This window comes from Stagnihabitans lacustris (assembly GCF_025950525.1).
Classification (GTDB): Bacteria; Pseudomonadota; Alphaproteobacteria; order Rhodobacterales; family Rhodobacteraceae; genus Stagnihabitans.
The window spans coordinates 151,788-177,374 of the sequence record NZ_JAPDGS010000004.1 but is presented as its reverse complement, the minus strand read 5'-3'; the positions used below and the strand labels follow the sequence as shown (position 1 = coordinate 177,374).

Annotated in this window: 24 protein-coding genes; 7 read left to right on the top strand and 17 right to left on the bottom strand. The window is 64.4% G+C overall.

The window, feature by feature from the left end; translation table 11 throughout:
• Window positions 1-201: 201 nt before the first annotated feature.
• From NX862_RS11835 to NX862_RS11815, 5 genes are all read right to left on the bottom strand, one after another.
• Entirely contained in the window at window positions 202-996 is a 795-nt protein-coding gene (locus tag NX862_RS11835; protein WP_264494115.1) for a class II glutamine amidotransferase, read from the bottom strand.
• Window positions 997-1,079: 83 nt separating this feature from the next.
• Window positions 1,080-1,370 (bottom strand): DUF1330 domain-containing protein, encoded by a 291-nt coding sequence (locus NX862_RS11830; RefSeq protein WP_264494114.1) that lies wholly within the window; start codon window positions 1,368-1,370, stop codon window positions 1,080-1,082.
• Window positions 1,371-4,022 carry an alanine--tRNA ligase gene (alaS, locus tag NX862_RS11825; protein ID WP_264494113.1) on the bottom strand — a complete coding sequence of 884 codons (2,652 nt, stop codon included), beginning with the start codon at window positions 4,020-4,022 and terminating at the stop codon, window positions 1,371-1,373. It lies immediately after the preceding gene.
• A 162-nt stretch (window positions 4,023-4,184) separates the two neighbouring features.
• Entirely contained in the window at window positions 4,185-5,270 is a 1,086-nt protein-coding gene (gene recA / locus NX862_RS11820; RefSeq protein ID WP_264494112.1) for a recombinase RecA, read from the bottom strand.
• Window positions 5,271-5,580: 310 nt separating this feature from the next.
• Entirely contained in the window at window positions 5,581-6,465 is an 885-nt protein-coding gene (locus NX862_RS11815) for an NAD(P)-dependent oxidoreductase (protein WP_413694568.1), read from the bottom strand.
• 100 nt (window positions 6,466-6,565) lie between these two features.
• Here NX862_RS11815 and NX862_RS11810 point away from each other — a divergent pair, with 100 nt between their 5' ends.
• On the top strand, window positions 6,566-9,034 hold the full coding sequence (locus NX862_RS11810) for a penicillin acylase family protein (RefSeq protein ID WP_264494110.1): 2,469 nt from the start codon (window positions 6,566-6,568) through the stop codon (window positions 9,032-9,034).
• Window positions 9,035-9,313: 279 nt separating this feature from the next.
• Here the strand turns inward: NX862_RS11810 and phoB are convergent, their stop codons facing one another.
• The 7 genes from phoB to NX862_RS11775 form a co-directional block, all read right to left on the bottom strand.
• Window positions 9,314-9,997 (bottom strand): phosphate regulon transcriptional regulator PhoB, encoded by a 684-nt coding sequence (gene phoB / locus NX862_RS11805; RefSeq protein WP_264494109.1) that lies wholly within the window; start codon window positions 9,995-9,997, stop codon window positions 9,314-9,316.
• Window positions 9,997-10,704 carry a phosphate signaling complex protein PhoU gene (gene phoU / locus NX862_RS11800; RefSeq protein WP_264494108.1) on the bottom strand — a complete coding sequence of 236 codons (708 nt, stop codon included), beginning with the start codon at window positions 10,702-10,704 and terminating at the stop codon, window positions 9,997-9,999. The genes phoB and phoU overlap by 1 nt, the downstream gene beginning before the upstream one ends.
• A gap of 10 nt (window positions 10,705-10,714) precedes the next feature.
• Window positions 10,715-11,515 (bottom strand): phosphate ABC transporter ATP-binding protein PstB, encoded by an 801-nt coding sequence (gene pstB, locus NX862_RS11795; protein WP_264494107.1) that lies wholly within the window; start codon window positions 11,513-11,515, stop codon window positions 10,715-10,717.
• A 3-nt stretch (window positions 11,516-11,518) separates the two neighbouring features.
• Window positions 11,519-12,841 carry a phosphate ABC transporter permease PstA gene (gene pstA, locus NX862_RS11790; protein ID WP_264494106.1) on the bottom strand — a complete coding sequence of 441 codons (1,323 nt, stop codon included), beginning with the start codon at window positions 12,839-12,841 and terminating at the stop codon, window positions 11,519-11,521.
• On the bottom strand, window positions 12,838-14,286 hold the full coding sequence (pstC, locus tag NX862_RS11785; RefSeq protein WP_264494105.1) for a phosphate ABC transporter permease subunit PstC: 1,449 nt from the start codon (window positions 14,284-14,286) through the stop codon (window positions 12,838-12,840). Before pstC ends, pstA begins: the two co-directional genes overlap by 4 nt.
• Window positions 14,287-14,385: 99 nt before the next feature.
• A complete protein-coding gene (locus NX862_RS11780; protein WP_264494104.1) occupies window positions 14,386-15,441 on the bottom strand; it encodes a substrate-binding domain-containing protein in 1,056 nt (351 codons plus the stop codon).
• A 366-nt stretch (window positions 15,442-15,807) separates the two neighbouring features.
• Window positions 15,808-16,827, bottom strand: coding sequence for an ATP-binding protein (locus NX862_RS11775; protein WP_264494103.1), 1,020 nt, complete (start codon window positions 16,825-16,827; stop codon window positions 15,808-15,810).
• A 138-nt stretch (window positions 16,828-16,965) separates the two neighbouring features.
• Between NX862_RS11775 and NX862_RS11770 the strand changes: the two genes are divergently transcribed.
• Complete coding sequence (locus NX862_RS11770) at window positions 16,966-17,334, top strand: hypothetical protein (protein WP_264494102.1); 369 nt, start codon at window positions 16,966-16,968, stop codon at window positions 17,332-17,334.
• Here NX862_RS11770 and NX862_RS11765 read toward each other — a convergent pair.
• Entirely contained in the window at window positions 17,331-18,335 is a 1,005-nt protein-coding gene (locus NX862_RS11765) for an LLM class flavin-dependent oxidoreductase (RefSeq protein WP_264494101.1), read from the bottom strand. The genes NX862_RS11770 and NX862_RS11765 overlap by 4 nt on opposite strands.
• 386 nt (window positions 18,336-18,721) lie before the next feature.
• On the opposite strand from NX862_RS11765, the gene NX862_RS11760 reads away from it, so the two are divergent.
• Together NX862_RS11760 and NX862_RS11755 are read left to right on the top strand one after the other, a co-directional pair.
• Window positions 18,722-18,940 carry a hypothetical protein gene (locus NX862_RS11760; protein WP_264494100.1) on the top strand — a complete coding sequence of 73 codons (219 nt, stop codon included), beginning with the start codon at window positions 18,722-18,724 and terminating at the stop codon, window positions 18,938-18,940.
• On the top strand, window positions 18,925-19,203 hold the full coding sequence (locus NX862_RS11755; RefSeq protein WP_264494099.1) for a hypothetical protein: 279 nt from the start codon (window positions 18,925-18,927) through the stop codon (window positions 19,201-19,203). The genes NX862_RS11760 and NX862_RS11755 overlap by 16 nt, the downstream gene beginning before the upstream one ends.
• Window positions 19,204-19,311: 108 nt before the next feature.
• Here the strand turns inward: NX862_RS11755 and preA are convergent, their stop codons facing one another.
• Window positions 19,312-20,607 carry an NAD-dependent dihydropyrimidine dehydrogenase subunit PreA gene (gene preA / locus NX862_RS11750; RefSeq protein ID WP_264494098.1) on the bottom strand — a complete coding sequence of 432 codons (1,296 nt, stop codon included), beginning with the start codon at window positions 20,605-20,607 and terminating at the stop codon, window positions 19,312-19,314.
• Window positions 20,608-20,625: 18 nt separating this feature from the next.
• Window positions 20,626-21,912 (bottom strand): NAD(P)-dependent oxidoreductase, encoded by a 1,287-nt coding sequence (locus NX862_RS11745; protein ID WP_264494097.1) that lies wholly within the window; start codon window positions 21,910-21,912, stop codon window positions 20,626-20,628.
• Window positions 21,913-22,183: 271 nt separating this feature from the next.
• On the opposite strand from NX862_RS11745, the gene accB reads away from it, so the two are divergent.
• The 3 genes from accB to aat all read left to right on the top strand — a co-directional run bounded on the left by accB (window position 22,184) and on the right by aat (window position 24,737).
• Window positions 22,184-22,675 (top strand): acetyl-CoA carboxylase biotin carboxyl carrier protein, encoded by a 492-nt coding sequence (accB, locus tag NX862_RS11740; RefSeq protein WP_264494096.1) that lies wholly within the window; start codon window positions 22,184-22,186, stop codon window positions 22,673-22,675.
• A gap of 19 nt (window positions 22,676-22,694) precedes the next feature.
• Window positions 22,695-24,041: an acetyl-CoA carboxylase biotin carboxylase subunit gene (gene accC / locus NX862_RS11735; protein WP_264494313.1), complete on the top strand. Its 1,347-nt coding sequence runs from the start codon at window positions 22,695-22,697 to the stop codon at window positions 24,039-24,041.
• Between the two features lie 84 nt (window positions 24,042-24,125).
• Window positions 24,126-24,737: a leucyl/phenylalanyl-tRNA--protein transferase gene (aat, locus tag NX862_RS11730; protein WP_264494095.1), complete on the top strand. Its 612-nt coding sequence runs from the start codon at window positions 24,126-24,128 to the stop codon at window positions 24,735-24,737.
• A 31-nt stretch (window positions 24,738-24,768) separates the two neighbouring features.
• Here aat and NX862_RS11725 read toward each other — a convergent pair whose 3' ends face one another.
• Both NX862_RS11725 and mlaD read right to left on the bottom strand, forming a co-directional pair.
• The gene (locus NX862_RS11725; RefSeq protein ID WP_264494094.1) at window positions 24,769-25,131 is read right to left on the bottom strand and encodes a DUF2155 domain-containing protein; all 363 of its coding nucleotides are present in this window, start codon (window positions 25,129-25,131) and stop codon (window positions 24,769-24,771) included.
• Complete coding sequence (gene mlaD / locus NX862_RS11720; RefSeq protein ID WP_264494093.1) at window positions 25,128-25,586, bottom strand: outer membrane lipid asymmetry maintenance protein MlaD; 459 nt, start codon at window positions 25,584-25,586, stop codon at window positions 25,128-25,130. Before mlaD ends, NX862_RS11725 begins: the two co-directional genes overlap by 4 nt.
• Between the last annotated feature and the right edge of the window lies 1 nt (window position 25,587).

Below are 25,587 nucleotides of genomic sequence, written 5' to 3'. Positions count from 1 at the left end.
CCTCTCCCGGGGAAATTGCATTCGGGCGGGGCTGCGCGTGATTTGCCGGCGTGACTTTGGGGGCAGGCAAAGCGCCACGCCTTTGGCGGCTTGGGTTCATCGGTCCGACGATACCCCAGCGGAGAGGCGAAGTCCCGGGGGCCGCGCCCCATTTGTTTACGCCTCGTGCAGCCGCCGCCATCCTGGGGCGGCGCTGTCCTCTCAGCCGGCTTCGCTGCAGCGGCAGGGGTAAAAGGGTTCCACCATGACTTCGGCGCCCTTGAAAGTGCAGAAGGAGGCCGGCGCGATCTCTGTCCAGTCGCCTTGGTCGTCTTCCAGCGGCTCGGAAACCACGGCCATACCCTGTCGGCTGTCGCTGTAGCGGTAGTAAAGCGAGGGCGCGTGATCGTCGGTCGCATATCTTACAGCGTAAAGTGAGGTGCCATCCGACAGGGCGGCGGTCATCCGCAGATGCGGCGTCGTCCCCTTTTCGCGTGAAAGCTTGATGAAGCGGGCGGAGGCGCGTTCGAGGGCGGTGCGGGGATCCTGCTTCAGCCCCTCGGCCAGGGCCACGAGGAAGATCGCCTCGGAATCCGTGGCGCCGCGGCGGGCGTTGTAAAGCGTCTCGGGGATCAGCATGTCGGCATCGCGGCGAAAGGCGTCATAGCCGCCGACCTGGCCATTGTGCATGAAGCTCCAGGACTGATGCACGAAGGGGTGGCAGTTGTTGCGGCTGGTGGCCGTCCCGGTCGAGGCGCGGACATGGGCGAGGAAGAGGCCGGACTTGACCTGCGCGGTCAGGCTTTTCAGGTTGGGATCGGACCAGGCGGGTAGGACGTCGCGGAAAAGGCCGGGTTCACTGCGTTCGCCATACCAGGCGACGCCGAAACCGTCGGCATTGATCGCGGTATGGGCCTGGGTCGCGTGGTGGCTTTGGTGGATCAGCGAATGGCCGGGGCGAGAAATGATCTCGTCCAGGAAGATCGGTTCCCCGCAATAGGCGGCCCAACGGCACATGGATGGCTCCTTTGCGGCCAGTCTGGCGCCAAGGGGTTAAAGAAGTGCTGTGACGAGGGCCGCCTTGCCGGGCGGCCCCTGGATCATTCGGCGGCTTCGACCACGACCAGATCGCGGGTCGCCGCACCCTGGGCATGGACCAGAGCCGCCTGGTAGGCTGGCGAGTGATAGCACTCCACGGCCTTTTCCAAGCTTGGGAAAATCGCCACCACGTTGCGGGGGCGGTCCTTGCCTTCCAGCTGCACATAGCGGCCGGCGCGGGCGAGGAAGCGGCCGCCATGGGCCGCGATGGCCTCGGTGGCACCCCGCGCATACAGCGCGTAGCGTTCGGGGTCCGTCACCTCGACATGGGCGATCCAGAAGGCTTGCGGCATTTAGGCCTCCAAAGCGGCTTTGACCGCGGTCAGGGCTGCATCGGCCAAGGCGATATCGGCGCCGCCACCTTGCGCCATGTCGGGACGGCCACCGCCACCTTTGCCGCCAAGCGCCTCGACCGCGGCTTTCGCCAGCGTCACGGCGCTGATGCGACCGGTCAGGTCGGCGGTCACGCCTGCGGCCACGGCCGGTTTCGCCCCGGTGTCGGCGATCAGCACCACCGCACCGGAGACCAACTGCGCCTTGTATTGGTCGATCATCGCGGGCAGATCCTTGCCCGATACGCCTTGCAGCACCTGGGCGATCAGCTTGACGCCGTTGATTTCTTGGACTTCCACCGCCGAGGTCCCGCCCATCGCAAGGTCGCGGCGCAGCTGGCCGACCTCGGCTTGGGCGTTCTTCAGGTCGGTCTTCAGCTTGGCCACCTTGGCCACGAAATCTTCCGGCGCGGAACCCAGTTCGCGGGCCAAAGCGTCCAGGATGGCCGACTGACGGCGCAGGTCTTCCAGGACGGCGGGGCCGGTCAGGGCCTCGATCCGGCGCACACCGGCCGATGATGCGCTTTCCGAGACGATCCGAAAGCCGCCGATTTCGCCCAAGCGCGCCACATGGGTGCCGCCGCAAAGTTCAAGGCTATAGGTCTTGCCGTCCAGACCTTTGCCCGAACCCAAAGCCTCACCCATGGAAACGACACGCACTTCGTCGCCGTATTTCTCGCCAAAGAGAGCCTGCGCGCCCAATTCGCGGGCGGCGTCAGGGGTCATCACGCGGGTCTCGACGCGGCCGTTTTGGCGGATGATGGCGTTGACCTCGTCTTCGACCTTCGCGAGTTCCTCGGCCGACATGGCGGTCGAATGGGCAAAGTCAAACCGCAACCGGTCCGGCGCGTTCAAGGAGCCGCGCTGCGCCACATGAGAGCCCAAGGCGTTGCGCAATGCCTCATTCAACAGGTGGGTCGCGGTGTGGTTGGCCTCGATCCGGGCGCGGCGGGTGTGGGCGACCTCCAGTTGAGCAGGCTGGCCCTTGGACACCTGACCCTCGATCACGCGGCCCACATGCATGAAGACGCCTTGGCTTTTGCGGGTCTCGGAGACTTCGACCAGGCCGGTTTGCGTGCGGATCAGGCCGGCATCACCGACCTGACCGCCGCTTTCGGCGTAAAACGGCGTTTGGTTAACCACGACTTGCACGGTCTCACCCAGGGTCGCAGCACCAATCCCCGCACCGTCACGCACCAGGGCCAGGATATTTCCCTCAGCGGTTTCCGTGTCATAGCCCAGGAATTCGGTCACGCCATGGGCTTCGGCCAGTTCGAACCAGATCTTTGCATCCTTGGCCTCGCCGGTGCCAACCCAAGAGGCGCGGGCCTTTTGGCGCTGTTCGTCCATCGCGGTTTCGAAACCGGCCACATCGACCTCACGGCCCTTTTCGCGCAGGGCGTCTTGGGTCAGGTCGAGGGGGAAGCCATAGGTGTCATAAAGCTTGAAGGCCGCCGCACCGGGCAAAGCGCCGCCCTCGGGCAGGCGGGCCAGTTCGTCGTCCAAAAGACGCAAGCCGCGGTCCAGCGTGGTGCGGAAGCGGGTTTCCTCCAGACGCAGGGTCTCTTCGATCAGGGACTGCGCGCGGGTGAGTTCGCCATACTGGCCGCCCATTTGACGGACCAAAGCGGGGACCAGGCGGTGCATGACCGGGTCTTGCGCGCCCAGCATATGCGCATGACGCATCGCGCGGCGCATGATGCGGCGCAGGACATAGCCGCGGCCCTCGTTCGACGGCATCACGCCATCGGCAATCAGGAAGGACGTGGACCGCAGGTGGTCGGCGATGACGCGGTGGTGGATCTTGCCGGGGCCATCGGGATCGGACGAGGTCGCGTGCGCCGAAGCCTCGATCAGCGAGCGCATCAGGTCGGTGTCGTAATTGTCATGCTTGCCCTGCAACAGGGCGCCAATCCGCTCCAGCCCCATGCCGGTGTCGATCGACTGCATGTCCAAGGGCTTCATCGTGCCATCTGCGAACTGTTCGTTCTGCATGAAGACGTTGTTCCAGATCTCGATGAACCGGTCGCCGTCCTGATCGGCGGAGCCGGGCGGGCCGCCCCAGATATGCTCGCCGTGGTCAAAGAAAATCTCGGTGCAAGGACCGCAAGGACCGGTGGGCCCCATGCGCCAGAAGTTGTCGTCGCTGGCGATGCGGATGATGCGATGCTCGGGCAGGCCCGCGATTTTCTTCCAGAAATTCGCGGCCTCGTCGTCGGTGTGATAGACCGTCACGCACAGCTTGTCGGCGGGGATGTCGAAACCCTTGGTCAGCAATTCCCAGGCATAGGTGATCGCCTGTTCCTTGAAATAATCGCCGAACGAGAAATTCCCCAGCATTTCAAAGAAAGTATGGTGGCGCGCGGTATAGCCTACATTGTCCAGGTCATTGTGCTTGCCGCCCGCGCGCACCGATTTCTGCGACGTCGTGGCGCGCTTGTAATCGCGCGTCTCGACCCCGGTGAAGCAGTTCTTGAACTGCACCATGCCCGAGTTCGTGAACATCAGCGTCGGGTCATTGCGCGGCACCAGAGGTGAGCTTTCCACCACGCGGTGATCGTTTTTCTCGAAGAAACCAAGGAAGGTCGAGCGGATGTCGTTCAGCGAGGGCATATCGGTCCCGTTTCTCAGGGCCCACAAGGGCCGTTCTGGTTCGGCGCGCAAGGCGCCAATCGGCATCCCGTTTAGCCCCATGATCGGGGCCTGTCCACCGGATATGAAACGGGCGGCGCAATCTGCACCGCCCTTTGACTGAAAGGAAAAAACCCTAGGGGCTCAGTCCTCCATGACCTCTGCCTTGTCCTCGGCGGTCATGGACAGATCAAGACCCGAGGCATTGCGGATGCGCGCCTCGATATCGGCCGCGGTGGCGGGGTTCGACTTCAGGAAGGACTTGGCATTCTCACGCCCCTGCCCGATGCGTTCGTCCTTGTAGGAATACCAGGACCCCGACTTTTCCACGATGCCAGCCTTGACGCCAAGGTCAAGGATTTCGCCGGTCTTGGAAATGCCTTCGCCATACATGATGTCGAATTCGACCTCCTTGAAGGGGGGCGAGACCTTGTTCTTGACGACCTTGACGCGGGTGGCGTTGCCCGTGACCTCGTCACGTTCCTTGATTGCGCCGGTGCGGCGGATGTCCAGACGGACGGAGGCGTAGAACTTTAGCGCATTGCCACCGGTGGTGGTTTCGGGGCTGCCGAACATGACGCCGATCTTCATGCGGATCTGGTTGATGAAGATGACCATGGTGTTGGAACGCCCGATGCTTGCGGTCAGCTTGCGCATGGCTTGCGACATCAGGCGCGCCTGAGAGCCCATCTGCATGTCGCCCATATCGCCTTCGATTTCCGATTTCGGCACCAGGGCCGCGACCGAGTCCACGACGATGACCGAGACAGCCCCCGACCGCACCAGCGTATCGACGATCTCCAAAGCCTGTTCGCCGGTGTCGGGCTGGCTGATCAGCAGCTCATCCAGGTTGACGCCCAGCTTTTTCGCGTAAGACGGGTCCAGCGCATGTTCCGCATCGACAAAGGCGCAAACGCCGCCCTTCTTCTGCGCCTCGGCGACGCAATGCAGCGTCAGGGTGGTCTTGCCCGAACTTTCAGGCCCATAGATCTCGATGATGCGGCCCTGCGGCAGGCCGCCGATGCCCAAGGCGATGTCCAGACCCAGCGACCCGGTCGAGGTCGCCTCGATGTCCATCACCGAATTTTCCTGGCCGAGCTTCATGATCGAGCCCTTGCCGAACTGCCGCTCGATCTGCGCGAGGGCCGATTCCAAGGCCTTGGCCTTTTCGGCGTCTTTTTTATCCATGCCGCGTTTTCCGTCCAATTCGAAGAGGTTTGCCACCGCCATAGTCTTCCCCTTATGCCCGAGCCGCATCCGCGCGGCAATGAGATGAAACCACCGCGGGACCGCGGCAATCCGGTTGATGTTCTTGTCCTGTTCCTGCCTTGGTAAGCACAAATGCGGAACATTTCAATCGAATTCGATGGATTAACCTTGGCGGATTATTGGTTAAGGAAAGGTTTAGGATTCGGGTGGCAGCAGGGATTTCCGCCGATTCCCCGCAAATTCTCCGGCTGAGTCAGACGTTTTCCGCCGAAAAACGTTCCGACCCACCCCGGAATCAGCCTTGCCCTGAATATATCGGCGGAAATTTCCCTTAGCGCAGGCGCCGGATCAAGGACGACGTATCGCCCCGGCCGCCGCCCATGGCCTGCACGTCTTTGTAAAACTGGTCGATCAGGGCGGTCACAGGCAGGCTTGCCCCGACCTCGTCCGCGGCCTCCAGGCAGATTTTCAGGTCCTTGCGCATCCAGTCCACCGCAAAACCGAAGTCGAACTTGCCCTCCAGCATGGTCTTGTGGCGATTGGCCATCTGCCAGGACCCGGCCGCGCCCTGAGAGATCACCTCGACCACCGCCGCCCCATCCATCCCGGCCTTTTCGCCAAAGGCCAGGGCCTCGGACAGGCCCTGCACCAGACCCGCAATGCAAATCTGGTTCATCATCTTGGCAATCTGGCCCGCACCACTTTCGCCAAGCCGCCGGCAGACCCGGGCGTAAGACGCCATCACGGGCTCGGCGCGCAGATACTCGGCCTCGGGCCCGCCGCACATGATCGACAAGGCGCCATTTTCGGCCCCCGCCTGCCCGCCCGAAACCGGGGCATCGACGAAACCGAACCCCAGGCCCGCAGCTTCGGCCGCCAGTTCCCGCGTCACCTTGGCCGAAACGGTCGTGTGATCGACAAAGACCGCGCCCGCCGACATGCCGGCAAAGGCCGCCCGTGCCACCTGACGCAGGTCGTCATCATTGCCGACGCAGGCAAAGACGAACTCGGCCCCACGCGCGGCCTCTGCCGCCGTCGCAGCCTGGCGCCCGCCATGACGCGCCATCCAGACCTCGGCCTTTGACGCCGTCCGGTTCCACACCGTCACCTCATGCCCCTTGGCGGCCAGATGCCCCGCCATCGGAAAGCCCATGACCCCCAGCCCCAGAAATGCCACCCGCGCCATCGCAGCCTCCTTCTTCGTGGTCTCGCCAATTGTGCGGACCTTGCTTTGCGACTAGAGGGAGAGGCGCCAGAAACGTCAAGACGCCCACCCACAGACCTGCCCACAGACCTGCCCACCGAGAGGACCGCCCATGCTTACCGCTTTCCGTTGGACGCTGCGCGGCTTTGTGGCCCTGGTGGTGCTGGCGATCCTGGTGCTTCTGGGGATCTATTACTTCCTGTCGCGGTCCCTGCCCGACTATGCCGCCACCTGGGAGGTGCCGGGCATCGCGGCCCCGGTCGAGATCGTGCGCGACGCCCGCGCCATTCCCCATATCTTTGCCACCAAGGACACCGACGCCTATTATGCCTTGGGTTTCGCCCATGCCCAGGACCGGCTGTGGCAAATGATGCTGATGCGGCGCACGGCGCAGGGACGCTTGTCCGAACTCTTTGGCGAAACCACGCTGAAGACGGACGAGCTGTTGCGCCGCCTGGATCTTTACGCCCTGTCGCTGTCCTCGGTGGCGGCGCAGGACGACTATGCCAAGGCTGCGCTGCAGGCCTATGCCGATGGGGTGAACGCCTGGATCGGTCAGGTCAATGCCAATGCCCTGGGCCGCGGCGCGCCAGAGTTCTTCTTGTTCCCCAGCCAGATCGACGCCTGGGCCCCGGCCGATTCGCTGGCGATCATCAAGCTGATGGCGCTGCAGCTGTCGGGCCATCTGGACAACGAGGTCCTGCGGGCGGAACTGAGCCTGACGATTTCGCCCAACCGGTTGCGCGACATCCTGCCCGACGTCAGCGGGCCGGGCATCGCCGCCCTGCCCCAGTATTCCGCCCTGATGCCCGGCCCTTACAACAGGAGCGTGCCGCAGCGCCAGGCCGCGCTGAACCTGCCCCTGTCGCCCTTTGCCAGCGCGGACATGGCCGGGGCCTCGAATGCCTGGGCGGCCGCACCGGCGCGCTCGGCCGCGGGGGGCTCGCTTTTGGCCAATGACCCGCATCTGGGCTTTACCGCGCCCTCGATCTGGTTCCTGGCGCGGTTGCAGTTGCAGTCCGGCGATGTGATCGGGGCGACCATCCCGGGGATGCCCCTGGTCCTGCTGGGCCGCAGCGAAAAGCTGGGCTGGGGCCTGACCTCGTCTTACCTTGACGACCAGGATGTCGTGATGGAACGGGTGAACCCCGACAATTCCGAACAATATCTGACGCCGCAGGGCCCGCGCGATTTCATCACCAGCCGCACGATCATCCAAGTCAAGGATGCCGAGCCCGTCACCATCACCCAAAGGTGGAGCGAAAGCGGCCCGATCCTGCCCGGCACGCATTACGACCTGGATACGGTGACGCCGCCGGGATCGGTCGCGGCGCTGGAATGGACGGCGTTGGACGCCAATGATACCTCGATGACCGCGGCGCTGCGCCTGATGCGGGCGGGGTCTGTTGATGCGGCGATCACGGCGATGGAGGGCTTTGTGGCGCCCTCGCAGAATATGATGGTGATCGACCAAGCCAACATCGCGATGCAGCTGGTGGGCAAGATGCCGGCCCGCGATCCCAGCCATGTCACGCAAGGCCGGATGCCTGCCCCGGGCTGGGAGGGGCAAAACCGCTGGACCGGCTTTTACCCCTATGCCGACAACCCGGTGGTGAAAAACCCCGCCGCGGGCCTGATCGGCAATACGAACAACAAGATCGTGGACGCGCCCTTTCCCCATCACGTCAGCTTTACCTGGGGCGACACGCAGCGCATCCAGCGCTGGCTGACGCTGATGAAAACCCGCGAGGTCCATACGCGGTCCTCCTTCATGGAGGCGCAGTTGGACACGGTCTCGCCCACCTTGCGCACGCTGCTGCCGCTGATCGGCAAGGACCTGTGGTTCACCGGAGAGCCCAGCCCCCTTGGCACGCCCGAACGCCAGCGCCAGGACGCGCTGAAGCTGCTGGCGGCCTGGAACGGCGAGGAAAACGAACACCTGCCAGAGCCGCTGATCGCCGAAGCCTGGCTGCGGGCGATCCAGGGCCGCCTGATGCGCGACGAGGTGGGGCCGCTGGCCGATCAATTCACCCGCCCCGCGCCCGAGTTCATCGAGCGGGTCTATCGCAACACCGATGGCGCCTCGGTCTGGTGCGATGTGGTGCAATCGGCCGCGGTGGAAAGCTGCGCCGAGATCGCGCAACTGGCGCTGGACGACGCGCTTTTGGGCCTGTCCGAAACCTATGGCCCCAAGATCGAATCCTGGCGCTGGGGCGATGCCCATGAGGCGGCGCATGATCACGCGGTCCTGGGGGACGTGCCGGTGCTGCAGTATTTCGTGAACATCCGCCAAAGTACCAGCGGTGGCGACTTCACCCTGATGCGCGGGCGCACGGTCGGCACAGGCGAGAACCCCTACGAGAATGTCCACGGCGGCGGCTATCGCGGGGTCTATGACTTCGCTGACCCCGAAAGCTCGGTCTTTGTCATTGCCACGGGCCAGTCGGGCCATCCGCTGTCGCGGTTTTACGATGACCTGTCAGAGCTGTGGCGGCGGGGCGAATATGTGCCGATGACGCTGGACCCGCAACTGGCCCGGGCGGGGGCCGTGGGGGTCACGACTCTGGTCCCTGCGCCCTGAGGCCGCATTTGGGGGATTGCCATCCCCCAATCCCCCAGCCCGAAGGGAGCTACCGCCCCCTCCGGACCTCCCCGTTTTTTCAGATGAGTATTTGTGCAAATGTGAAAACGAAAGAGACGTCAGACTCCTTGCCCGACGCCCCTTTCATACTGATCCAAATATTCACGGGGGTTCCAAGGGGGCGCGTGCGCCCCTTTGGTCGGGGGTGCGGGGGCGGAAGCCCCCGCTTTGGGCGGGCGCAGCGGGAGGGCGCGTCAGCGCTTTCCCGCCAGGCCGCAATCACCCCAGGGCATAACCCGCGCCGCGCACCGTGCGCAGCGGGTCTTCGCCGCCAAAGGCGCACAGCGCCTTGCGCAGGCGGCCGACATGCACATCCACCGTCCGGCTGTCGACATAGATATCCCGGCCCCAGACCCGGTCCAGCAGCTGTTCGCGCGAAAAGACCCGGCCGGGCTTTTCCAACAGCGTCGACAGAAGCCGGAACTCGGTCGGGCCCAGTTTCAGCACCGCCCCGGCCCGCGTCACGCGGTGGGTCTCCGGGTCCAGCCTTATGTCCTGCCATTCCAACGCCAGACCCAAAGTCGCAGGCCGCACGCGGCGCAATTGGGCGCGCAGGCGGGCCATCAGTTCGACCACCGAATAAGGCTTGATCACATAGTCATCCGCCCCGGTCTCCAGCCCCCGCACCCGGTCCACCTCTTCGGACCGCGCCGACAGCATGATGATCGGGATGCCCCGCGTTTCCGGGCGCAGCTTCAGGCGCCGGCAGACCTCCAGGCCCGACACATGCGGCATCATCCAGTCCAGAAGGATCAGATCGGGTGCCGCCTCCGACACAAGCTCCAGCGCCTCTTCGCCATTGGTCGCGCGCTGCACCACAAAGCCCTCGGCTTCCAGGTTATAGGCCAGGACCTCGCGTTGTGCGGGTTCGTCCTCGACCAGAAGGACGACGGGTTGGGCCATCACACCTCTCCCATGTTCACCGAATCCGCCTTGGGGCGCGGTTCGGAGGGCAGCTGACCGGTGGCCAGGAAAATCACCTGCTCGGCAATCGTCGTCGCATGGTCGCCCACGCGCTCGATGTTCTTGGCGATGAAATGCAGATGCATGCAGGCGCTGATGTTGCGCGGGTCTTCCATCATATGGGTCAGGAATTCACGAAACAGCGCCGTATACATCTGATCCACGTCGCGGTCCTGCTGGCGCACGCTGGCCGCAAGTTCCACGTCGCGGTGGATGAAGGCGTCCAGCGCATCCTTGAGCAACAAGCCCACCTGGCGCGCCATGCGGCGGATCGACCCGGTGGCGCCCTCGACCGAATGCATCTTGTTCAAGACCAAGGAGCGTTTCGCCAGGTTCTTGGCATAATCCCCGCAGCGTTCCAGCGAGGCCGCGATCTTCATCACGGTCAGCACGACACGCAGGTCGGTGGCGGCGGGCGCCCGGGTCGCGATCAGGCGCAGACATTCGTCGTTCACCTGCGCCTCCAGCGCGTCGATGGCGGTGTCCTGGGCGCGCACGCGTTCGGCCAGGGCCTCGTCGCGCATTTCCAGCGCCATGGCGGCATCGGACAAGGCGGCCTCGACCAGGCCCCCCATCTTGACAACCAGCGCCTGGACGCCTTCCAGATCACGGTCAAAGGCCGAGGCGATGTGACGTTCGGTGTTCATAAGCGCCTCCTCAGCCGATCCGGCCGGTGATGTAGGACTCGGTGCGCGGGTCCTTGGGATTGGTGAAGATCGTGCCGGTCTCGCCATATTCCACCAGGTTGCCCAGGTGGAAGAAGGCAGTGCGCTGCGACACGCGGGCGGCTTGCTGCATCGAGTGCGTCACGATGACGACCGAAAACTGTGACCGCAGTTCGTCGATCAGCTCTTCGACTTGCGCTGTGGCGATGGGGTCCAGCGCCGAGCAAGGCTCGTCCATCAGCAGCACTTCCGGAGAGGTCGCGATGGCGCGGGCGATGCACAGACGCTGTTGCTGGCCACCCGAAAGCCCGGTGCCCGGCGATTGCAGGCGGTCCTTGACCTCGTTCCACAGGGCGGCCTTGCGCAGGCAGCTTTCCACGACCTCGTCCAGTTCCGCCTTGGACCGGGTCAACCCATGGATCTTGGGGCCATAAGCCACGTTGTCATAGATCGACTTCGGGAAGGGGTTGGGCTTTTGGAAGACCATGCCCACCTTGGCGCGCAGCTGCACCGGGTCGACGCGCGGGTCATAGATATCCGCGCCGTCCAGCAGGATCGAACCCGTCACCTTGGCCGAGGCCACGGTGTCGTTCATCCGGTTCAAACAGCGCAGGAAGGTTGACTTGCCGCAGCCCGAAGGCCCGATGAAGGCCGTCACCGTCTTGGCCAGGATATCGACATCGACATCCTTCAGCGCATGGTTCTGGCCGTAATGCACCTGCACCTTGCGGGCCTCGATCTTGATCGTATCGGCGGTCACTTCACGCTCCAGTTTCATTTCGATTACCGACATATCTTACCACCGACGTTCATATTTGCGCCGCAGGATAATCGCGGCCGTGTTCATGAGGATCAGGAAAACCAGAAGGACGATGATAGCCCCCGAGGCGCGTTCGACAAAGCCCGGGTCGCCGCGCTGGGTCCAGTTGTAGATTTGCACGGGCAGCGCCGAAGAGGGCGAGAACAGGCCCTCGGGCGGCAGTCCGGGGAAGTCTTTGACAAAGGCCACCATGCCGATGAGGAGCAGAGGCGCGGTCTCGCCCAGGGCTTGGGCCAGGCCGATGATCGTGCCGGTCAGGATGCCGGGCATGGCCAAGGGCAGGACGTGATGGGTCACGGTCTGCAGTTTCGACGCGCCCACGCCCAAAGCCGCATCGCGGATCGAGGGCGGCACGGCTTTCAGTGCGGCACGGGTCGGAATGATGATCCGCGGCAGGGTCATCAGCGTCAGCACCAGGCCGCCGACGATGGGGGCCGATTGCGGCAATCCGGCAAAGTTGATGAAGATCGCCAGGCCCAGGATGCCATAAACAATGGACGGCACCGCGGCGAGGTTGGCGATATTCACCTCGATCAGGTCGGTCCAATAGTTCTTGGGCGCGAATTCCTCCAGGTAGACCGAGGCCGCAACCCCGATGGGCAGCGCCAGGAACAGCACGATCACGACCATGTAAAGCGAGCCGATGATGGCGACGCCCAGGCCTGCCGCCTCGGGCCGCTTGTCGCTGGCATCCGACATGGTCAGGAAGCCCGTGTTGAACTTGACCGCGACCACGCCCGCATCGCGCAGCTGATCGGCCAGGGCCAGCTTTTCAGGCGAGGTGTTCTTGTCGCGCGCCGCCGTCTCCATCGTGACGCGGCCCTTGAAGTAGCCGTCGATCCGGCCATTCGCCAGCGCCTGGAAGGTGATGGTCTGCCCCACCAGAGCGGGATCGGCCAGCACCATGTCCCGCAACTGCGCGCCCGCCTGCTCCGAGATCATCTCGGCCAGTTGCTTGGGCTTCACCTCGTGGGTGATGCCCTTTGCGGCGATTTCGGCCTCGAAGGCCTGGGCGATCAGCTTGCCGTAACCGATGGTCGTGACCTTCTTCATCTCCTCGATGTCCAGCTTGCCGGACTTGTCCAGGGTCGCCGCCTCCAGCGTCACGGGGAAGGTGATGAAGGTTTGCTGGAAGGCCGGCAGCCCCGCCGAGAAGATCGAGATCAGCAGCCAGACCAGCGCGGCCAGGGCAATCACGATGGCACTCAGCCCATAGGCGCGGAACCGGCGCTCGGCGGCATTGCGGGCCTTGGTGCGCGCATCGGGCATCAAGAGCGCGTGTTCGGTGATATCGGTCATTCGTATTGCTCGCGATATTTGCGCACGATGATCAGCGCGATGATGTTCAGCATCAGGGTCAGGACGAAAAGCGTCAGACCCAGCGCAAAGGCCACCAGGGTCTCGGGCGAGTTGAACTCGGTGTCGCCGGTCAGCTGGCTGACGATCTTGACGGTGACGGTGGTCATGGCCTCGAAAGGGTTCAGCGAGAGTTGGGCTGCGGCCCCCGCGCCAAGGACCACGATCATCGTCTCGCCGATCGCGCGGCTGGCGGCCAGCAGGACGGCGCCGACGATCCCCGGCAGGGCGGCCGGAAGCACGACCTGGCGGATGGTTTCCGACGGCGTGGCGCCAAGGCCCAGCGACCCATCCCGCAGACTTTGCGGCACGGCGTTGATGATGTCATCCGACAGCGACGAGACAAAGGGGATGACCATGATCCCCATGACCAAGCCCGCGGTCATGACCGACGAGGACGAGTTGCCAAAGCCCATCGGAATGGCGATCCAGTCGCGCAGCAGGGGCCCGACGGTCACAAGGGCAAAGAGGCCGTAGACGATGGTGGGGATGCCCGCCAGGATCTCGATCAGGGGTTTGACGATGCCCCGGGTCCGCTTGGAGGCATATTCGGCCAGATAGACGGCCGAGAACAGCCCGACCGGCACGGCGACCAACAGCGCGATGACCGAGACATACAGCGTGCCCCAGATCAGCGGCCAGATCCCCAGGCTGGAGCCGCCGCCGAACTTCGGGTTCCAGTCGGCGGAAAAGAAGAAGTCCCAGGCCGGGTAAAGCTGGAAGAAGCGGATGGTCTCGGAGGCCAGTGAGGCCACGATGCCCACCGTGGTCAGCACCGCGATCAACGAAGCGCCGATCAACAGGCCCATCGAGACGAATTCGGTGGCATTGCGGGCGCGGAACTCGGGGGTGATGCGGCGCAGCACAAGGCCAAGCCCGGCCAGCGAAGCGGCAATCGCCACGACGGACAGCGCCAGTCGCGAGGTCGCAGCCGTGTCACGCATGGAAACGGCGGCGGCAATCGTATGGGGGGTCGGATCGCCGCCTTGGGCAAAACCCGCCTCCGAGAAACGGGCCTTCAGCGCGGCCGGATCGGCGGTCAGCGGCGCCAGGTCGACGCCCGCAGCCTGCAGCTTGCCCAGGCCCTCGGCGATGCGGGTGACATCGGCCATCACCAGGTCCATCGAGGCGCCATCGGGCACGTCTTCGGGCGACAGATGCGACAGGGCGACCCCGCGCAGGGCAAAGCTTTCCACCACCAGCCAGACGATCAGGATCGCCACGGCGGGCAGGATCATCGCCAGCGCGGCGAACCGGCCGTGAAAGGCGGGCAAGGAATGAAGAACCCGCGTATCGCCCCGGGCAGAGGTGACAGCGCGGGAGCGGGCGATCATGTAACCGGCGGTGCACAGCGCCAGAAGGATCAGGAAAAGCAGGCCGAGGCTCATGGTCGGGTCTCGCTTGAAGGGGGGCGGGCCGGGGCCCCGCACCGCAGCGGGGCCGGGGCCGTGGGAAAACGGGGGGCCACCAGACCCCCCGCCTTTGGCTTATTGCAGCGGAGCCATCAGCTCTTCGGCTTCGATGGCGGCCTGGGTCTTGGCCAGTTCCGGATCGGAAACCAGGCCGTATTCGACCAGCTTGCCTTCGGGGCCGACCATGTCATCGGACATGAAGAAGGTCAGATATTCCTTCAGGCCGGGGATCACGCCGATATGCTGCTTTTTCACATACATGAACAGCGGGCGCGACACCGGATAAGAGCCGTCGGCGATCGTGGCGGTGGCGGGAACGACGCCATTCACGGTCGCGACCTTCAGCTTGTCGGTGTTGTTTTCATAGAAGGACAGACCAAAGACGCCGACGGCCTGCTTGTTGGCATCCAGACGCGACAGGGTCTCGGTGTAGTCACCGTCGATTTCGACAGCCACGCCATCGGCGCGCACCGCATGGCAAGCCTTCAGCGCATTGGCGCCCTTTTCCTTGTCATCGGCGCCTTCGGCAGCGGCCAGATACAGGTCATAGGTGCCGGTGGCCTTGCAGCCCTCTTCCAGCAGCTTGATGTCGAACACTTCGCGCGTGCCGTGCTTGGAGCCGGGGATCAGCGCCAGGATGTCTTGCGCGGGCAAGGTGGCATCGACTTCGGCCCAGGTCTTGGCGGCATTGTCGGCCAGAGCGCCATCCTTGGCGACCTTGGCACCGATGGCACCAAAGACCAGGGCGGGGGTCAGGGCAAAGTCGGCGCCGGCGATGTCCGAGGCAAAGACGATGCCGTCATAGCCGATGCGGATTTCCATAATGTCGGTGACGCCATTGGCGGTGCAGGTCTCGACGTCGGATTTCTTGATGCCCGAGGACGAGTTGGCGATGTCGATCGTATCTTCGCCAACGCCCTTGCACAGCGCCGCGCGGCCTGCGCCCGAACCGCCGCCTTCGACGACCGGGGTCTTGAACTCGCCCTGCTCGCCGAAGGCTTCGGCGACGATGGTGGCATAGGGCAGCACGGTCGAGGAGCCGGCAATCTGCAGCTGGTCACGGGCCGAAGCCACGACGGTCGAAGCGGCGAGGATCGCCAGCGCCGAAACGGAAACCTTGGTGAAGGACATGTTTATCTCCGAGTGATCCGATGGCCAGTTGCCACCGTTGCCGCCCGTTTAAGGCGCCTTGGCTGCGGTTTTGCGATGGTTTTGTAACAGGATCATGACAGACCCCATTTCCGCGGCTTTTCCTGTCATCCAGGGTTAAGACATGGGCGGCGCCAGTTGACCCAACAAGGGGCGCGAAAAGGGGGGGCGCGTTCGTGGAACCTCGGGGAACCAAGCCGCAGACCACCGCCCCGCCCTTTCATACTGACCAAAATATTCCCGCCGGAGGCTCTTGCCCCACCGACGTGCTGTCTTTTCAGGCCGCGGCGCTGGGGGAGCCCGGGGCCTCCGGCGGGAGTATTTTCGTCAGTATGAAAGAATGGGCCATCACCCCATCGGCAAAATCAGGGTAAAGGTTGATCCTTGGCCCATCTCGCTTTCGATCACCAGCTTGCCGTCGTGGCGGTGGGCGATGTGTTTGACGATGGCAAGGCCAAGCCCCGTGCCGCCCTTTTCGCGCGACCGATGGCTGTCCACGCGGTAGAATCGCTCGGCCAGGCGCGGCAGGTGGTGCGGCTCGATCCCCTCGCCCTGGTCGCGGACCGCGAAGCGCAGTTTCGCGCCGCGCGGGGTCTGGATCTGGTCCAGCCTCACAGTGACCTCTTTGCCCGGGCCGCCGTATTTGATCGCGTTTTCGATCAGGTTCATCGCCACCTGAGTGATCTGGTCGGGATCTATCGGCACATCGGCCGAAGCCTCCAGACCCTCCAGCGTCAGTTTCACCCGCGCGGCTTCGGCCTGGGGGCGCAGCGAATGGGCGGCCGAGCGGATCAGCAAGGCCACGTCATGGCGCTCGGTCGGGCGCTGGCGTTCCTGAGCCTCGACGCGCGACAGGTTCAACAGGTCGCGCACCAGGCGGACCATGCGTTCGGCCTCGGTCTGCATGATGGCCAGAAACCGGTCGCGGGCGGCGGCATCCTCGCGGGCGGGGCCGCGCAGGGTCTCGATGAAACCCAAGACCGAGGTCAGGGGGGTGCGGAGTTCATGGCTGACATTGGCCACAAAGTCGCGGCGCATCGCGTCCATGCGCTCGCGGTCGGTCAGGTCCTGAAAGGTGCAAAGCACGTGATCGCCCACACGGGCGGCGGTCATGCGGTGGATGACCTCGTGGCTGGCGCGGGGGATGACGTGGCGGGCCTCGGCGCGGGTGCCGGTCCAGGCTTCTTCGATGGCGGCCAGGATCTCGGGGTGGCGCAGGACGAAAGCGTGGTGGCGCCCGACGATTCCTGTTCCAAGCAGAGATTCGGCCGCCAGATTGGCGCCGATCAGCCGCTCGTCCTGGCCCACCAGAAGCGCCGGGTCCGGCATGGCGGCCAGGAAATCGCGCAGGAAAGCGTCATTCGGCATTGTTTGTGACTTTCCGTTCGTTAAACTATTGTGACCTGCGGACCCCACTTGCCCGCTTCATTTCGCCCATAGCGACCAAAGCATGGAAGTTTTGTGACCACAGGTTGAAAATCGACCCACCCAGCAGATGATTCGCACATGGCAACCCCTCCGACCGTTCTTTACCCAAGGCTTGCCGAACTTCCCGTCCTGCGGGAAGAGCGGGTTCTTGCGCTGGATTGCCAGAACCTTTTGGCGCCCAAGGGGCCGATCCCCCTGCCCCATGCGGTTTTGCGCGCCAGTGCTGATCTGTCGGCGGCTTTGCTGGCCGAACTTGCCCCCGAGCGCATCGTTCTGCCGCTGTTTGCCGGGCCCTGCGATGCCATGACGGTGATCGAGCAACTGGAGGCCCTGCACTACACCGGCAAGATCGTGGTCATCGCCCCCCCCTTGCCGCGCCCCGCCCTGGTCGAGCGTGAATTGCGCGCGGCAGGCCCGGGCGAGCGGCTGACCCTGGTGACGCCCTAGGCGGCCTGCGCAAAGGGGATGGCGCCCAGGGCCTGCATCGCCTCGGCCCCGATGCGAAAGCTGTCCAACCGGGCCGCGTGGGAATGGGTCATGCCGGTCAGGATGACTTCGTCGGGCTGATGGCGGGCGATCAGCGCCTTTAGCCGGGATTGCACGGTGGCGGGTGAGCCCACCGCTGAACAGCCCAGCACGCGGTCGACCTCGGCCAGCATGGGGGCGGGGATATGGCTCAGGTCATGGGTGGGGCCGGGCAGTTTTCCGGGCCGGCCAAGGCGCAGATTGGCAAAGGCCTGCACCTGGGACGAGCGCAGATAGACCGCCTCGTCGTCGGTTTCGGCGGCGCACAGGCCGATGGCCATCATGGCATGGGGTGCGGCCAGGGTTTCTGACGGGCGGAAATGGCTGCGGTAAAGGTGAAAGGCCTCCTCCAACTGAAAGGGGGCGAAATGGCTGGCGAAAGCGAAGGGCAGGCCGAAATGCGCCGCCACCTGCGCGCCATAGGTCGAAGAGCCCAGGATAAAGAGCGGCACATGAGAGCCCTCACCCGGGAAGGCATGGATGCGGGTCTGCGGCGTCGGATCGCCCAGATAGGCCATGAGTTCGGCGACATCGTTGGGGAAATCGTCAGGGTCCATGGCGCGGCGCATGGCCCGCGCGGTGGCGCCATCGGTGCCGGGCGCGCGGCCCAGGCCAAGGTCGATACGGCCGGGATACAGGGCGTCCAGCGTGCCGAATTGCTCGGCGATGATCAGGGGGGCATGGTTGGGCAGCATGATGCCGCCGGCCCCCACGCGGATATGTTTGGTGCGCGCCGCGACATGGCCAATGACGACCGAGGTGGCGGCTGAGGCGATGCCCGCCATGCCGTGATGTTCGGCCAGCCAGAAGCGGTGATAGCCAAGCGCCTCGGCATGGATGGCAAGGTCGGCGGTCTGGGCCAGGGCCGCGGAGGGCGTCTGACCCTCGGCCACGGAGGCGAGGTCAAGGAGGGAATAGCGCATGGGAAGGTTCCCCTTTCAGGACCGAGATATGCCTTGTGCGCGCAGATGCAAGGGCGGATCGGCGGGGTGGGGCGCCGGGGGGCAATCCCTGGGCCCCATCTGCGCGTCAAATGTCCGTGCCCAATCCCTGTGCCCAATCCCTGTGCCCGATCCCTGTGCCCGATCCCTGTGCCGGTCCCTTGCGGTAAACCGCATGGCTATGCCGATCACCATTGGCCGCATGGGAGGGTTTCACGCCCTGGCCGGTCTCTGGCGGAAAACCCGGGAGGGTTTCACACCCTCCCGGACCCACCCGTGGGATATTTATGAAAAGATGAAAGGGGAAGAAGAGGGCGCGCTTGATGGGCGCGAGGGGAGCCGATCAAGTGGTCGAAAATCGGGACCCCATGCGCGCGTCTTATCTGCATCCTGCCATCTTCGCGACCTTTCTGATCGCCGTGCCCGCGTTCGGCGACACCCAAGCGATCCCTCCCGAGGTGCAGGCTCTGGCCGAAGTGGCTTGCGGGTCGGATGACCTTTGCGCGGGCCTGGGGTGCAGATGTTCCCTGACGGTGGGGCAGCGTTTTTGTGGCGATTGGGCGGCTGCGGCATGCGGGGTTACCTGACCCTGATCCTCGTGCAGGACGGGGTGCAGGACGCCAATCCAGGCGCCAATCAAGACGGGGGGCCATGGCGGGTCGAGGACCCTGGCCTTTCCACGCCGCCGGGCTCGGTCCTCTTGCTGGAGAAGGGGGACCTGATCTTCGACGGGCCCACGGGCTTTGCCAAGTCGGGCAAGCCGCTTTGTCCCCTGATCTGGCATTGGACGGGAACGGAGTTGCAGGCGACGGATGCCTATCTCACCTCTGGAGACTGCGCGGTCGAATAGGAAAACCCGGGGTGTACCCCGGGCTACGCGAGGGAACCAGAGCGCCGGAAAAGACAGGGGCGCTCTGGTGGGGCTTGCGTAGCCCGGGGTATACCCCGGGTCCTGGGATCACTCCGCCGCAACCGACGGGTTGTTCGGATGCGTCGTCCAGTTGGCATAATCGCCGACCTTGCGGCCGGTGCGTGGGTCGGTGGCGCCTTTCGGCATCTCGACCATGGTGATGCAATTGTCCACCGGGCAGACGTTCACACAGAGGTTGCAGGCCACACATTCCTCGTCCTTGACGGTAAAGGTGCGGTCCGCAGACATGGCAATCGCCTGGTGGGACGTGTCCTCGCAAGCCGCATAGCAACGGCCGCATTTGATGCAATCGTCCTGCGAAATCTGCGCCTTGGTCACGTAGTTCAGGTTCAGGAACTGCCAGTCCGTCACATTGGGCGTCGCGCGGCCGATCAGGTCGGACAGCGCCATCCCCTTGTCGTCCAGATATTCCGACAGGCCCGAAATCATCTCTTGGACGACCTTGAAGCCATAGGTCATGGCCGCCGTGCAGACCTGCACGTTCCCCGCGCCCAAGGCGAGGAATTCGGCCGCGTCACGCCAGGTCGTCACGCCGCCGATGCCAGAGATCGGCAGGCCGCGTGTCAGGGGGTTGCGGGCGATCTCGGCCACCATGTTCAGCGCGATGGGCTTGACCGCGGGACCGCAATAGCCGCCATGGGTGCCCTTGCCGTCGATCATCGGCTCGGGTGCGAAGCTGTCCAGGTTGACCGAGGTGATCGAGTTGATCGTGTTGATCAGGCTCACCGCATCGGCGCCACCGCGATGTGCGGCCTCTGACGGCTTGCGGATATCGCTGATATTCGGCGTCAGTTTCACGATACAGGGCATGCGCGAGTGCTTTTTCACCCAGCGCGTCACCATTTCGATATATTCCGGCACCTGGCCGACCGCGCTTCCCATGCCGCGCTCTGCCATGCCATGCGGGCAGCCGAAGTTCAGCTCGACCCCGTCCGCCTCGGTGTCTTCGATGCGGTGAAGGATGTCTTTCCACGACTCCTCATCGCAGGGCACCATCAGGCTGATCACCAGGGCCCGGTCGCGCCACTTGCGCTTGACCATCTTGATCTCGTCAAGGTTCACCTGCAAAGGCCGGTCGGTGATCAGCTCGATGTTGTTCAGCCCCAAAAGCCGCCGATCCGCGCCCCAGATCGCGCCATACCGCGGGCCGGAGACGTTGACGACCGGCGGGCCTTCGCTCCCAAGCGTCTTCCAGACCACCCCGCCCCAGCCCGCCTCGAAGGCGCGCTCGACGTTATAGGCCTTGTCGGTGGGTGGGGCGGAGGCCAGCCAGAACGGGTTGGGGGATTTGATGCCGATGAAGTTGGATGTCAGATTTGCCATGTTCGTTCTCCTGGACGCTTAGGCGCCCGCCCCCATCAAAACCGCGTGGATTTCTTCGGCCGCATCGCGACCCTCGGCCACCGCTGTCACGGTCAGGTCCTCACCCCCCGTGGCGCAATCGCCACCCGCCCAGACCATGGCCGCGCGTTTGGTCAGCTTGCGGCCGTCCTGTGCAATCGGAGCCCCTGTCAGGGTCTGGCCAATGGCCTTCATCACCTGATCGGCCTTTAGGGTGAAGGTCTCACCGCCCTTGGTGAATTCGACCGCTTCGACCGCGGCCTTGCCGATCATCCGCACTGGCGCTGCGCCATAGATGATCTTGACCCCGGCCGAGGTCGCGTGTTCCTGCTCGTAAAGGCTGGCCGACATATGGTCCTTGCCACGGCGATAGACCATGGTCACGGATTCGGCGCCCAGCAGTTTCGATTGCACCGCCGCATCCACCGCCGTCATGCCGCCGCCGATCACCACGACATCGCGGCCCACGGCCACGCTGGCAAGGTCGGATTGCCGCAGGCCTGCGATGAAATCGACGGCGTTCAGGACGCCCGCCAGATCCTCACCCGGAAGCGCGAGGGCGTTCACCCCGGCCAGACCGATGCCAAGGAAGACGGCGTCATATTCGGCCTCCAGGCCCGCAAGCGTCACGCCCCCCCCCAGCGACACCCCGGTCTTCACCGTGATCCCGCCGATCTGCAACAGCCAGTCGATCTCACGCGCGGCGAAATCCTCGGTCGTCTTGTAGGCGGCAAGGCCGTATTCGTTCAGCCCCCCCAGCTTGGCTTTGCGTTCAAAGACCGTCACGTCATGGCCCTTCATCGCCAGCCGGTGCGCGGCCGAAAGCCCCGCAGGACCGGCGCCGACCACGGCAACCTTTTTCCCCGTGGCCGCCGCCCGCGTGAAAGGATGCACCCCCTTGGCCATCAGCCCATCGGTAGCAAAGCGCTGCAGGCGGCCGATCTCAACCGGCTTGCCCTCAGCCACTTCGCGCACGCAGACCTCTTCGCACAGGGTCTCGGTCGGGCAGACCCGGGCACACATGCCGCCCATGATGTTTTGCGCCAGGATGGTTTTCGCCGCCGCATCCGGCGTGCCGGTCGCGATCTGGCGGATGAACAGCGGAATGTCGATCGAGGTCGGACAAGCCGTCATGCAGGGCGCGTCGTGGCAAAAGTAACAGCGGTCGGCGGCCACACGCGCCTCATGGGCGTCAAAGGCCGGGATGTGATCGGCGAAATGGGCTTGGATCGTGGCCGGGTCAAGGCGCGCAGGCGCCACCCCCGGCGTCAGGGGCGAGTTCGTCATGATACCTCCGTGGCTGGCCAATTGCTGGCTCTTGGGGATCAGAATGCACGAGGTTCATTTTTTATCAAACGGTAAATTTCGGGAGGGCCGAAAAATCCGACAGGTCGGGTTTTCCGCCGCATTTTTCACCATCCCCCCCGCCAAACCGGTTGCGGTAACGGGATGCTTCCCCTTTCGGACGCTTGGCGCTATACCAAGGGCCGAAATGGGCCGGGCCAGCTCGCCGGACCCTGGGCTGCGGCCCCATAACAACCAGGCTAAAGAGGACTGCATGAGCAAGAATTCCCCCGATGCGGATGTCACTTTCATCGCGGCGCTGGCCGAACTTCTGAACAAGAACGACCTGACCGAAATCGCGGTCAAGCGCGAATATGGGGAAAAGGACAGCCTTGACGTCAAGGTGGTCAAGAAGGCGCCGCAGGTGATCCAGGCGGCTCCGGTCTATGCGGCGGCCCCGGTGGCCGCTGCAGCCCCGGTCGCTGCAGCCGCAGCAGCCCCGGCCGCCTTGCCCGAAGACCCCGCCCAGCATCCGGGCGCCGTGACCTCGCCCATGGTGGGCACGGTTTACCTGTCCGCCGAACCCGGAGCGACGCCTTTCGTGACGGTCGGCGCCCAGGTCTCTGAAGGGCAAACCGTCCTGATCATCGAAGCGATGAAGACGATGAACCACATCCCCGCCCCCCGCGCGGGCACGGTCAAGCGCATCCTTGCCAGCGACGGCCAGGCCGTCGAATACGGCGCGCCCCTGATGATCATCGAGTGAGTGGCGCATGACGCAACCCATCTTTGACAAGATCCTGATCGCCAACCGCGGCGAGATCGCGCTTCGCGTCATCCGCGCTTGCCGTGAAATGGGGATCAAATCGGTGGCGGTCCATTCCACCGCCGACTCGGATGCCATGCATGTGCGCCTGGCTGACGAATCCGTCTGCATCGGGCCGGCCTCGTCGACGCAAAGCTACCTGAACAAGGCGGCCATCATCTCGGCCTGCGAGATCACCGGGGCGCAGGCCGTCCATCCGGGCTATGGCTTCCTGTCCGAGAATGCGTCTTTTGCGCAGGCGTTGCAGGACCACGGCATCACCTTCATCGGGCCGAATGCGGAACATATCCGCATCATGGGCGATAAGATCACCGCCAAGGAAACCGCCAAGGCGCTGGGGATTCCGGTGGTTCCGGGGTCCGAGGGCGGGGTTCCCGATACGGAAACCGCGCTGAAGGTGGCCGAAGAGATCGGCTATCCGGTCATCATCAAGGCGACCGCGGGCGGCGGCGGGCGCGGCATGAAGGTGGCGCAAAACGCCGGGGAGCTGGAGATCGCCTTCCGCACCGCGCGCAGCGAATCCAAGGCGGCTTTCGGCAATGACGAGGTCTATATGGAGAAATATCTCCAGACCCCGCGTCACATCGAAATCCAGGTCTTTGGCGATGGCCGCGGCAAGGCCGTCCATCTGGGCGAACGCGACTGTTCCTTGCAGCGCCGCCACCAGAAGGTCTTCGAAGAGGCCCCGGGCCCGGCCATCACCCCGCAGCAGCGCGCCGAAATCGGCAAGGTTTGTGCCGAGGCCGTGGCCAAGATCAACTATATCGGCGCCGGCACGATTGAGTTCCTCTATGAAAACGGCGAGTTCTATTTCATCGAGATGAACACCCGTTTGCAGGTCGAACATCCCGTGACCGAGGCGATCTTTGGCGTCGATCTGGTGCGCGAACAGATCCGCGTGGCCTCGGGGCTGGACATGTCCTTTACCCAGGACGACCTTGTGATCAACGGCCATGCCATCGAGGTGCGGATCAACGCGGAACGCCTGCCCGATTTCGCCCCGCGTCCGGGCAAGGTGAAAACCTTCCACGCGCCGGGGGGCTTGGGGGTGCGGATGGATTCGGCGCTTTATGGCGGCTATTCGATCCCGCCCTATTACGATTCACTCATCGGCAAGCTGATCGTCCATGGCCGCGACCGGCCCGAGGCGCTGGCCCGCCTGCGTCGCGCCCTGTCGGAACTGATCATCGACGGGATCGAAACCACGATGCCGCTGTTCGATGCGCTTTTGGACGATCCGGCCATCCAGTCGGGGGATTACAACATCCACTGGCTGGAAAAGTGGCTGGCCCGGACTTACGGCTGAACCTGGGGGCCGCCTGTCAAGGGCGGCCCTTTTCACAAGACCCGGGGTATACGCCCCAGGCCACGCAGCTGCGACAGAGCCCCCATGACTGCGCCCGAATTGACCCCGGACATCTTGTTGCGCGCCTATGCGATGGGGATTTTTCCCATGGCCGACAGCGCCGAAGCGACCGAGGTGCAATGGGTCACGGCCACCCGCCGCGGGGTCTTTCCCATCGACGGCTTCCATGTCTCGCGCAGCCTTTCCCGCCATATTCGCCGCATGGCGCCGCGGGTGACGGTGGATGCGGCTTTCGACGCCGTCGTCCGGGGCTGTGCGGATCGGCCCGAAACCTGGATCAACCCGGCGATCTTTGCCGCCTACCGCGCCCTGCATGACCAAGGCCATGCCCATTCGCTTGAGGTCTGGGAGGGCGAGACCCTGGCCGGCGGGGTCTATGGCGTCGTCCTGGGCGGGGCGTTCTTCGGGGAAAGCATGTTCTCGGCCCGGGTGAACGGGTCCAAGATGGCGCTGGCCTTTCTGATGCACCGCCTGCGCGCCGGGGGCTTTGCGCTGTTTGACACGCAATTCCTGACGCCGCATCTGGCCAGCCTTGGGGCGGTGGAACTGCCGCGGCGGACCTATGAGGCGCGCTTGGCCGAGGCCCTTCAGGTGCAGGCGACCTTTTTTCCGCCCGGATATCAGTCGGGGTTTTAGCCCGGATATCAACGGAGGTTATAGCCGCGGTTTAGCCCGCCTCGGCCGCCGGCACGTCGCATTGCAACAGCCAGACATCATAGCGTGGATGGTCCATCGGGTTCAGCGCCGGGCTGGAGGCCGACATCCAACCGGCAAAGACCGGGTCCGTGATCGCATCCTGATGCACGGTGATATGGGCGATGGACCCCGAAGGCTCGCCCTGCGGATAGCGGCAATCGTCCAGCGTGACCATCAGCTTGCCCACGACACCCTGCCCGCCAAGGTCAAGATGCAGGTCCTCTACCTTGTCGCTCATCCGGTCCAGCACGCGCAGATTGCCGCCCCGCGCCTGGGTCTGTTCGGCCAAGGCAGGCGCGGCAAGCAGCAGGACAAGGACAGCGGCGCGGATCACTTGGCGCTCTCGTCCGATTTGGCGCCGACGAATTTCATGAGCAGCGTGATGAGCGACACCGCGCCCTGGGTATCCTCGATCTCGTCACCGGGGGCGAGGTAATCGGGCATCCCGCCCGGTTGCAATTCCACGAAACTGCCGCCCAAAAGTCCGTCCGACGAAATCAGGATCGCGCTGTCCGAGGGAAGTTGAACCGACTTGTCCACCGTGATGACCGCATCGGCCATATAGGTCTCGGGGTTCAGCGTCAGTTGCGACAGCGTGCCGACCTTGACCCCCGCAAGCTTGACATCGGACCCAAGCCCAACGCCCTGGATCGACCGAAAGGACGCGCGGAGTTGATAGGCATCGCCGCCCTGCGTCAGCCCCATGCCCTTGCCGGCATAGGCGGCAAAGCCAAGCGCTGCGACCAGGACCAAAGCGCCCGCCGCGATTTCCAACCGGTTCTCGGCCATG